Origin of the sequence: Vibrio sp. nBUS_14 (assembly GCF_051201655.1) — a bacterium.
In the GTDB taxonomy this organism is placed as follows: domain Bacteria; phylum Pseudomonadota; class Gammaproteobacteria; order Enterobacterales; family Vibrionaceae; genus Vibrio.
Genome location: NZ_CP179209.1, coordinates 62912 through 72409, shown reverse-complemented (window position 1 = coordinate 72409; position 9498 = coordinate 62912). Strand labels below are relative to the sequence as shown.

Below are 9498 nucleotides of genomic sequence, written 5' to 3'. Positions count from 1 at the left end.
TAACACTGAATGAGGCTAAACCTTATCACAGTAAGGCTACAGTGACCGCATTCTAGCTTAACACCGTGACATTCCGCTTGCTCACCCTTCGACTGTCTACACCAGCTACGGGATTGCGCCGAGCGGTTGGAATCAATCATTCAATATATTTTAGAGTATTTGTTCTAAGCGATTTATGGACATTTCCGAGTTACGATCGATAAACCATCTCGACTTTTTGCATTACTTCTAGTATCGCAACCATGCTGCCAGCCTATATGTGACGGACCAAAATCGCTCATCCACTACATATTGAAGTACTATGATTAAAGATAGTTAAGCATGCGTTGATAGACCTTAAACTAGGCCGCCTACGAGCACTAAGTCCAACGATAATGTGACACTCTCTTGATTTCGAATATTTCGAATGTTGACTTTTTTTCGAATATTTCGGATAATGTCATGGTAAGAAGATTTGTATACCATGAAATCAGAAACTAAAAACTAGAGAGAAACACGATGAATACTGCTACAAAATTGCCAAGCGCTGAAGAAATGGCACTGGCTAAGCTTGGTAGCCAAGAGTTGTCAGCCGTTATAGAAATTAATGGTGAAGCTCAAAGGATTAACGTTGTCGATAAGTCTGGTAAGACTCACGAAGTAACTATTCCAGCAAGCGCATTAAATATGATGATCGAGATGCTTACTCAATTAGGTCAAGGCAACTCTGTTAGCATCACACCTATTCATGCGGAACTCACAACGCAAGAAGGTGCAGATATGCTAAACATGTCTCGTCCTACTTTCATTAAGCTTCTTGATTCAGGTGATATTCCGTTTAGTCGTACTGGCAACCGTAGAAAGGTAGCTTATGCTGATCTTATGGAGTACAAGAACTGCCTAGAAGAGAACAGACTAGCTGCTCTTGCTGAACTATCTGCATTAGACCAAGAAATGGATATGGGATATTGATGGCGTCATATACGGTAATTCTAGACGCATGTGTAATGTACCCAGCTCCACTCCGAAGCTACCTAATGTACTTGGCCAATACTGGCCTGTTTAGAGCGCGATGGACAGAACAGATACATGATGAATGGACTCGAAATCTACTGAAAAATAGGCCAGAGCTAAATGCAGAACAACTGCAAAGAACTCGACAGTTAATGAACGCAAATGTTCCAGACTGTTTGATTGAAGGGTATGAGTCTTTAATTGATGGCCTTACTTTACCCGATGTTGATGATAGACATGTTGTAGCTGCCGCTATTAAAGGTCAGGCTGAGTCTATCATTACGTTCAACCTAAAAGACTTTCCTTCTTGCGAACTCGAGCCTTTAGGTCTATCAGCAATACATCCAGACGAGTTCCTGTGCGATATGTTCGAATTGGACAGTAGCGCATGCGTTAAGGCTGCTCAGCAACAAAGAGCTTCATTAAAAAGACCACCAATGAGCCAAGACGAGTTTTTAGCTTGCTTACAAAAGCAGAGACTCCCGAGCTTCATCTCACACTTAAAGAGCTTCAAGTTGATGCTTTAGCTTTGAATTAGTAGATTTTAAACTAGGCCGCTGATTGCGGCCTTTTTGTACGATCTCATTCACGAATAAAATGTATTTACCATTTAGCATTGCTCTACTCGATGTTTAAGGGGGCATCATTCGATGTTCTCTTATCTTTTTAACACTTTTGGTATATAAGAAAAAGTTGGTCAATTTCAGAGTTAATGAAGTGGGGCTCGAAGTGTCCATAACTCGTCTTGGTCGGATAAGCGACACCTGTTACCAAGTGCCGCTCTCCTAAGAACCGTACGTGCAACTTTCACTGCATACGGCTCAAGCCTCCACTAAGGTGTAGTGGATGAGTAAATTTGACCACATAGCTAGAGTTTTTGTTATAAGGAAAAGTAAGTCAAATACCAAACTGAATGCTATGTAGAAAAACTAACGTAAAACACAATGGGGCAAAAATGCGTTTCGGCAAATCGAATATTAGTGTGAATCGAATATTAGAAATTCATGAATAACTTAAGGTATGGCAAAGTGAAAAAAAAGCCCACGGATCGAAGTTAAGAAAGTGGGCAAAATATGGGTGACATGATGATATTCAAAGTAAGCAAGTTAATAATAGGCACACAAACGCATATTGGCAACAGTGTTTCTATGACCTATAGCTCGCTTTTGGACAAGAATCATCTTCGCAAAACCATAATTAGCAAGTCAGGAAACCAGAGAAGCCATCACTCAACATCACAAACACTGAAAAGACAGGATTGATGGTGATGGCTTAAACCGATCTCAAGTTAATTAGTAAGGGTAGGGTGCGATATAACAAACCTAACTCGCACTTTCTCCCCTTTCAATCTAAATTCAATAGAGCTCGTTGTCTCTTAGCAACACTTCCAGCTCGTTAGTATTACTCCTACTTGGCTGCCCAACCATTTCATCGTAGGCACTTTTCTGGCGAAGCACCTGTTTGTTCGCTTTCAAGTTACGACATTGCTTTTGCAACTCCAATATCGAATGCGCCCTTAAAAACTTCCCTTTATCGTCAGTAACAAAGTGTTCCTTTCCGTCGACTACAACCGAGACTTGATACAGAGCAAGATCGAGAGAGTGGATGACCAGCTTGTCGAAATAGAAAAATTTTTCCAGTTTACTTAGTGGCATAGACATTAGGTACCTCCTTGATCCGTGGCTTTGCGTCTGCCGTAATAAAATCGATCACCGATTGAGAAACTTACCTCTCTCACGCGTAGAAATCGGAAAACCAGTGAGATTATTATGCGCCCCCAATATTGACACAAGAACCATCCTTACTAACATCTTCAACACAATCCAGAAAGAATCTAGCTACATCAGGTCGTGGTATAGGTTTAGCGAAGTGTGCCGTCTGTCCTGGTAGGACCTTGTATTGACCCTTGGCAGGTTTATCGGTTAGAGCGTAAGGTCTGACAACTATAAATGGCACATACGTTTCATTACGAACACGCGCCTCTGCGTCTTCATAATCCTTGAATCCTGCACGCCCATTAGCAAGCGTTAACGCTATTTTGATCAACCAAGAAGAGCCTCCTGATCCAACACTAGAAATCATCAAGCACCGTGGTTGATTAGGCTGCTTTGCTGCAGCTTTCATTATATTTTCTGTTGCTTTCAACATAATATGTACACCACGACTTGGGTAAGGGTTACCAAGAGTACTGACTACAACATGAGATCCAGAGACAACGGCAGTTACATCTTCGGCATTGGTAGCATCCCCTTCAATAACCTCAACACGATTATCAATATTTAGCTCAAAACTGCTACGTTTTCTAACCAATACTCGTAGGAAGTAGCCAGAATCGAGAGCCATTTTGACAAACTCACGTCCAACCTTCCCAGTAGCACCAAATACAGCAATACATTTATTCTCCGTCATATAGGACCTCTTTTCGATGTTTTAGCTTGACATTGATGTCAATACCTTTGGGTGCACGTGTTGCACCTAACACATATCAGTCAGCGATTTGCACGTATAAAATCACCAAACTCTGTCAAAACGACTCAACCATACCTATGAACAGACTAGCAAGAGTTGTTTTATAAGCAGCCTTTTAGGCACTTTTTTGCAGCGATAATTCACAGTATCATAGGTTAGCTATGGTAGGGAAAACACATATGAACAGGTTGTGAATGAGTAAAAGGTCTAGATTAGAACCGGCGACGGTGTCGCCTGAGCGGCCTACGGCCGAAAACAAAGAGACTCAACCGACTAGGGTGCTTTACATGGATCGTTTATCCTATAGGTCATGCATCCGAATAAGCCCATCAAACAACTCTTCAATGCCAACGATACTTGGCTGAACTACCTCAATAAGTACCGAGAAACCCTCCGAACCGTCGTCATTGAAAACGTCACCAAGATGCTCGCTTGCAGTACCGCTGCTTTTGGCTCTAAAGAGTATCGATGCAGTCAGGCTGACTGCACCCATCACAAATACATTCACCAGACGTGTAAATCTCGCTTTTGCAGCAGTTGTGGCATAAAAGCCACAGAGCGGTGGATACGAAAGCAACAACATGTCTTTCCTGAGTGTGAGTATCAACACGTTACATTGACGCTTCCTCACACGCTGTGGCCCATCTTTCGGGATAATCGTTTTCTTCTCAATCATCTCTTTAGCTGTGCAGCCAAAATCTTCTTAGGATGGGCAAAGCAACTCGATATCGATATTGGCGTGTTCTGTGCACTTCATACCTACGGCAGAAAGCTGAATTGGAATGTGCACATCCATTTGTCTGTCACCCGTGGGGGTTTATGTAAGAGGACAGGTCTATGGAAGCCCATTTTCTTTAAAGCTAAGACCACTGAGAAGTGTTGGCGCGGTGCCATCACTCAACTTCTCAGCTCCAATTACTCAGAGTTAGACTTGAGTGGAGAGGACTGCCCTTTCATTCGTAATGAGCAAGATTGGTCCCGATTTTTAACCAGCCAATATTGCCGTCGATGGAAGCTGCACTTTGCAAAGAAAACAGCCAACGTGACGCCAACCATGACTTACCTCGGCCGATACCTAAAACGGCCACCGATATCGGCGTCGCGTTTACGACATAACTTCCAGGGAGGCTTGGTGACGTTTGATTACCTCAACCATAGGAATGGTCGAACGGAATCCCTCATTTTGAGTCCAGAAGCTCTGATAGAACGCATGATTGAGCATATTGAACCGGCGACGGTGTCGCCTGAGCGGCCTACGGCCGAAAACAAAGAGACTCAACCTACTAGGGTGCTTTACATGGTTCGTTTATCCTATAGGTCATGCATCCGAATAAGCCCATCAAAAAACTCTTTAATGCCAACGATACTTGGCTGAACTACCTCAATAAGTACCGAGAAACCCTCCGAACCGTCGTCATTGAAAACGTCACCAAGATGCTCGCTTGCAGTACCGCTGCTTTTGGCTCTAAAGAGTATCGATGCAGTCATGCTGACTGCACCCATCACAAATACATTCACCAGACGTGTAAATCTCGCTTTTGCAGCAGTTGTGGCATAAAAGCCACAGAGCGGTGGATACGAAAGCAACAACATGTCTTTCCTGAGTGTGAGTATCAACACGTTACGTTGACGCTTCCTCACACGCTGTGGCCAATCTTTCGGGATAATCGTTTTCTTCTCAATCATCTCTTTAGCTGTGCAGCCAAAATCTTCTTAGGATGGGCAAAGCAACTCGATATCGATATTGGCGTGTTCTGTGCACTTCATACCTACGACAGAAAGCTGAATTGGAATGTGCACATCCATTTGTCTGTCACCCGTGGGGGGTTATGTAAGAAGACTGGTCTATGGAAGCCGATTTTCTTTAAAGCTAAGACCACTGAGAAGTGTTGGCGAGGTGCCATCACTCAACTTCTCAGTTCCCATTACGCAGAGTTAGACTTAAGTGGAGAAAACTGCCCTTTTATTCGCAATGAGCAAGATTGGTCCCGATTTTTAACCAGCCAATATTGCCGTCGATGGAAGCTGCACTTTGCAAAGAAAACAGCCAACGTGACGCCAACCATGACTTACCTCGGCCGATACCTAAAACGGCCACCGATATCGGCGTCGCGTTTACGACATAACTTCCAGGGAGGCTTGGTGACGTTTGATTACCTCAACCATAGGAATGGTCGAACGGAATCCCTCATTTTGAGTCCAGAAGCTCTGATAGATCGCATGATTGAGCATATTCCAGATAAGCACTTCAAAATGATTCGATACTTCGGTTTTCTATCAAACCGACGTCGTGGTGAGATGCTCCCTAAGGTCTACGGTGCCTTGGGTGTCGCACCTAAAGACGCACCTGAAATGCCCGGTTACGCAGCTATGCTGAAAGGGTATGTGAAGATTGATCCGTTTGAGTGCATTCTTTGTGGGCACCGTTTAACGTTTCTTCGCTTTAGGGCAGGGGAGCCGCTGTCAGAGCTGGTCCACCATGCTCTGGTTCAAGCCCAAATCAGGTCAATTTAGGCGTTTCACAGGATGGGTGTATCTGAAATAGCGAAAACAGCATGAAAGTGTTCAACAAACATCCGTGTTTAGATTGTAGAGCAGAAGTTAGATCAATCAGCGACTCATTCTGACGTGAGTTATGCCGCGATCATTAAGGTAAGGAATCATTCAGATTCCTTACCTTCAAGGCGTCTTAAAAATAGCATCGGATAAGATGATAGGCTGGCAATCGACAGGCAAGCAATGTGCAAGATTATCCAGCAAGTCAATGTGGGCCTTTTCTGAGTTTAATTCAGACTCTGGATACACTTTTTCATATAACGTTAATGCTCTTCCACCCATAGGGGTACTAGCCCTAAGTACTTGAAACATTTCCTGACCATTGATAGGAGACCAATCGACAATGACAAGAGGGTGAGGGTTATGGCCAACCAAATGTTCAGTCATGAACTCATAAAAATTGAGCAGTTCACTGTGCAAGTAAGGGTTCCCAATTAACCTGTCGGCTCGCTTTATATCGTGCTTCTTATCTGTATCAGAGCTATTTTTAAGACCACGACCAAGGTATGTGACAGACGCTCGTTGGTCACGCATTCCCGATTCAACAAAAGTAAAAACGGTACTTAGCCTGACGGAGTGAATATCAGGGTAAGTCGTTGCAATATCTTCTTTAAGGGTTTGAAATACAGTCACTGTGATAATCTCATTTTTTCCAATGATTTGATCACATAGTTGCTCAAAGGTCGATCCCTTACTCAGTTAAAACTAACACTTCGTGGGGATTCGTCAGCCCTAAAAGTTATTTGGGTGAGGCGTTTAGCTACAGTCTCAATCAATGGTCGAAGCTAGTAAGAGTTATCGATGAAGGCCGGTTAAGCATGGATAATAACCGATCGGAACGTTCAGTACGTCCGTTCACGGTAGGACGGAACAACTGGTTGTTCTCTAAGACTCATAATGGAGCCCGCGCCAGTGCAGTGTTGTACAGTCTTATCGAAACCGCGAAGGCTAACGACTGTGATCCGTATGAGTACCTCGAATACGTGTTACGAGAAATCCCGAAACTGAAGAGTGGGGGTGACCATGGTCATCTTCTACCTTGGAACATGCCAAAGACGGAATAGTCCGCCCCGACAGAATACCGCTCAGAATGACAGATACCGCCTTAGTTGGCGGTATCTGCGTAGATATTAGAAAGTCAATGAGTCGGTTCGTAGACGCTTACCATGCAGCTGAAAATAAGACAAACAGCTGTTCCCGAAACCCTCGCAATCTTTTATCAAATATCAAGCTCACCTAAGCGGAGAAGAACCTCTGAAGTAATGTGGTGTTGATGAGAGGGCGGCCCCAACCTTACACCGTCGACTAAGGAATGATGCTGTCCCAGTACTATATAACTGGTTGGAATCGGTACTCACGGTAGAAGGGGCGCATGGTGGAACTTGTTAGAAAATTGCGCGGTCGTTGGACGCGCAATTATAGAGGCTTGTCATGTTCTCTAAGAACACTAGATTCAAGACAGCTTTATTCTTATCAGTTTTACTAGTTGGGGAATAGCCTGCTTGGGCCAAAGGTATTGATATTTTAGCGTCAGGGAGCGCCAGCCGTGATGCTGGTATTTTCTGGCACTGGTGGCGAGTTGACTTGGGCAGCGGCGCAGTTTTATTCCTTGATGTTTAGCTTGCCATACTAATAGGTGGTCTTCTCCGTAAGGGGCATCTTCGATATAACCTCCTAAGGTATTAAAGGTTTCTTTGGCAAGGAAAAAACCCTGATCACCAAAGGGCAGACCAAGCACATTGGAGCGAAACTTGGCTCCCATTTCATTGATTTTTAGCAGCCCGCTGGCTTTATCATAAAAATAGAGATCGAAATAAAATAGTGAGTTTTGGCTATCTTTATCAGACAGGCACTTGAGCAATGCTTTGATGTTGTCTTGAGTGATTTGGCTATCAGCATGCAAAAACCAGATAAAGGGGAGACTAGCCAAGGCTCCCCCTTTATTAAGCTGGATCCCTCGACCTTGAGGGCTGTAGGTAAGCTGCCAGTTTAGCTTGGGAAAGCCTTGCTTTAAGTTTGCTAACTGTTCGCCTACATAGTCGCCCTCAGCAGCAACAAAGATAATTTCGCTGCCACCAGGTAACAGGTCAAAATCCTGACATAAGCGTTGCCACTGGCCTTCACCTTTGGCCAGTGGGATCACAATGGAGAGTAAAGGTTTGCTCATCTTATCTTTTGAGTATTTCCAGTAAGGCTTTTTTCTCTTCAGGAATATGCTCTGTTGGTGTGAGCACCGCGCAAGCCAGACTTTGTCTCTGTGGATTATTGTCGTCGGCTTCTTGGTGGTGATGGGTAAGATAGGTTTTTAGTAGAGATCTTGCTTTTTCCAGACTTTGACCATAGCGAGAGATCACTTGCTCAACAGTAACATGATGAGCGGGATCTTCTTGCCAGCAATCGTAATCGGTTGCGATAGCGATAGTGCAGTAGCAAATTTGCGCTTCTCTAGCTAAAAACACTTCTGGTACATTAGTCATGCCAACCAAATCAGCTTTTACGGCATTTTTCAAAAACAGGCTTTCAGCACGAGTGCCTAAGCGCGGGCCATCTACGCAGGCATAGGTTTTTTTTTGATGAAGCGTAATGCCTAATTGCTCTGCCGCCTTAGTGAGATTTTCTGCCAGTGATGGGCAGGTTGGCTCTGCCGTTGATACGTGTGCAGCAATACCTTCACCAAAGAAGCTTTTCTCCCTATGTCCTTTTATAAAATCAAAATATTGAGATGGAAGTGATAGATCGCCAGGAGATATTTCCTGTTGCAGAGAGCCTGTCGCCGAGAGGCCGATAATTTGCGTCACTCCCAGACTTTTGAGTGCCCAGATGTTAGCACGATAGTTAACTTCATGAGGTAATAGCTGATGGGCACTGCCATGTCTTGGTAGAAAAAACAGCGTTAGTTCGCCGTACTGGCCTTCGATAATTTCTGCTGAAGGCTGGCCATAAGGTGTTTCTACCTGGTGTTTAGCAATAATATCCAGGCCTTCAAATTGGTAAATTCCTGTGCCACCTATAATTGCGAGCATCTTGTTATTCCTTTAATGAGGGGTGATTAGCTGTTGTGGTAATTCTTCGATCCAGTTCTTTATCTGGTCTCTGACCCGACGATAACAGTCCAGAACCAGGGTTTTATCTTTTAGCCCTTTTGCCAGCTTGGGTGGATCATCGAACTGATGACAAATGACTTGGGTTTTGGAGTTAAATGAAGGGCAGCTTTTGCTGGCGTTGTCGCAAACCGCGTAGACCAGATCAAACTCTATATCCGAGAATTCACTCAGTAGCTGGGAGTTATGCCCACTAATATCGACGCCAGATTCCTGCATCACTTTAATGGCATTAGGGTTGAGTCCATGCGCTTCGATACCAGCAGAATAAAACTCAACATCAGGCAGGTTAAGGGATTTTGCCCAACCTTCCGCCATTTGACTGCGACAGGAGTTGCCGGTGCATAAAAATAGCACTCTGGTTTTTTGCTTCATTGCG

At 44.1% G+C, this 9498-nt stretch carries 9 protein-coding genes and 2 pseudogenes; 5 read left to right on the top strand and 6 right to left on the bottom strand.

Translation table 11 applies throughout. The annotated features are described in order from the left end of the window. Positions 1-498 precede the first annotated feature (498 nt). Together ACMAZD_RS26500 and ACMAZD_RS26495 are read left to right on the top strand one after the other, a co-directional pair. Positions 499-951: a helix-turn-helix domain-containing protein gene (locus ACMAZD_RS26500; RefSeq protein WP_435247447.1), complete on the top strand. Its 453-nt coding sequence runs from the start codon at positions 499-501 to the stop codon at positions 949-951. Further along, entirely contained in the window at positions 951-1520 is a 570-nt protein-coding gene (locus ACMAZD_RS26495) for a PIN domain-containing protein (RefSeq protein ID WP_435247446.1), read from the top strand. The genes ACMAZD_RS26500 and ACMAZD_RS26495 overlap by 1 nt, the downstream gene beginning before the upstream one ends. 828 nt (positions 1521-2348) lie before the next feature. On the opposite strand, the gene ACMAZD_RS26490 is transcribed toward ACMAZD_RS26495, so the two are convergent. Further along, positions 2349-2654 (bottom strand): DUF6482 family protein, encoded by a 306-nt coding sequence (locus ACMAZD_RS26490; RefSeq protein WP_435248888.1) that lies wholly within the window; start codon positions 2652-2654, stop codon positions 2349-2351. A gap of 106 nt (positions 2655-2760) precedes the next feature. Then, complete coding sequence (locus ACMAZD_RS26485) at positions 2761-3402, bottom strand: NAD(P)-dependent oxidoreductase (RefSeq protein ID WP_435248889.1); 642 nt, start codon at positions 3400-3402, stop codon at positions 2761-2763. Between the two features lie 370 nt (positions 3403-3772). Between ACMAZD_RS26485 and ACMAZD_RS26480 the strand changes: the two genes are divergently transcribed. Both ACMAZD_RS26480 and ACMAZD_RS26475 read left to right on the top strand, forming a co-directional pair. Then, entirely contained in the window at positions 3773-4837 is a 1065-nt protein-coding gene (locus ACMAZD_RS26480; RefSeq protein WP_435250657.1) for an IS91 family transposase, read from the top strand. Next, entirely contained in the window at positions 4783-5976 is a 1194-nt protein-coding gene (locus ACMAZD_RS26475; protein WP_435250656.1) for an IS91 family transposase, read from the top strand. The genes ACMAZD_RS26480 and ACMAZD_RS26475 overlap by 55 nt, the downstream gene beginning before the upstream one ends. Positions 5977-6144: 168 nt before the next feature. On the opposite strand, the pseudogene ACMAZD_RS26470 reads toward ACMAZD_RS26475, so the two are convergent. Then, positions 6145-6651: pseudogene (locus ACMAZD_RS26470) on the bottom strand (IS4-like element ISPpr2 family transposase); the annotation flags it as partial. A gap of 92 nt (positions 6652-6743) precedes the next feature. On the opposite strand from ACMAZD_RS26470, the pseudogene ACMAZD_RS26465 reads away from it, so the two are divergent. Next, positions 6744-7082 (top strand): annotated as a pseudogene (locus ACMAZD_RS26465) (IS66 family transposase); the annotation flags it as partial. 389 nt (positions 7083-7471) lie between these two features. On the opposite strand, the gene ACMAZD_RS26460 reads toward ACMAZD_RS26465, so the two are convergent. From ACMAZD_RS26460 to ACMAZD_RS26450, 3 genes are read right to left on the bottom strand one after another with little or no spacing between them, the layout of a single operon-like run. Further along, positions 7472-8185 (bottom strand): hypothetical protein, encoded by a 714-nt coding sequence (locus ACMAZD_RS26460; protein ID WP_435250655.1) that lies wholly within the window; start codon positions 8183-8185, stop codon positions 7472-7474. Position 8186: 1 nt separating this feature from the next. Then, positions 8187-9041 carry an S-methyl-5'-thioadenosine phosphorylase gene (mtnP, locus tag ACMAZD_RS26455; protein WP_435250654.1) on the bottom strand — a complete coding sequence of 285 codons (855 nt, stop codon included), beginning with the start codon at positions 9039-9041 and terminating at the stop codon, positions 8187-8189. A 12-nt stretch (positions 9042-9053) separates the two neighbouring features. Continuing rightward, entirely contained in the window at positions 9054-9494 is a 441-nt protein-coding gene (locus tag ACMAZD_RS26450; RefSeq protein ID WP_435250653.1) for an arsenate reductase ArsC, read from the bottom strand. Between the last annotated feature and the right edge of the window lie 4 nt (positions 9495-9498).

Coding starts and splice junctions, on each gene's coding strand:
- ACMAZD_RS26500 (WP_435247447.1), top strand. CDS start 499: ATGAATACTGCTACAAAATTGCCAAGCGCTGAAGAAATGGCACTGGCT.
- ACMAZD_RS26495 (WP_435247446.1), top strand. CDS start 951: ATGGCGTCATATACGGTAATTCTAGACGCATGTGTAATGTACCCAGCT.
- ACMAZD_RS26490 (WP_435248888.1), bottom strand. CDS start 2,654: ATGTCTATGCCACTAAGTAAACTGGAAAAATTTTTCTATTTCGACAAG.
- ACMAZD_RS26485 (WP_435248889.1), bottom strand. CDS start 3,402: ATGACGGAGAATAAATGTATTGCTGTATTTGGTGCTACTGGGAAGGTT.
- ACMAZD_RS26480 (WP_435250657.1), top strand. CDS start 3,773: ATGCATCCGAATAAGCCCATCAAACAACTCTTCAATGCCAACGATACT.
- ACMAZD_RS26475 (WP_435250656.1), top strand. CDS start 4,783: ATGCATCCGAATAAGCCCATCAAAAAACTCTTTAATGCCAACGATACT.
- ACMAZD_RS26460 (WP_435250655.1), bottom strand. CDS start 8,185: ATGAGCAAACCTTTACTCTCCATTGTGATCCCACTGGCCAAAGGTGAA.
- mtnP (WP_435250654.1), bottom strand. CDS start 9,041: ATGCTCGCAATTATAGGTGGCACAGGAATTTACCAATTTGAAGGCCTG.
- ACMAZD_RS26450 (WP_435250653.1), bottom strand. CDS start 9,494: ATGAAGCAAAAAACCAGAGTGCTATTTTTATGCACCGGCAACTCCTGT.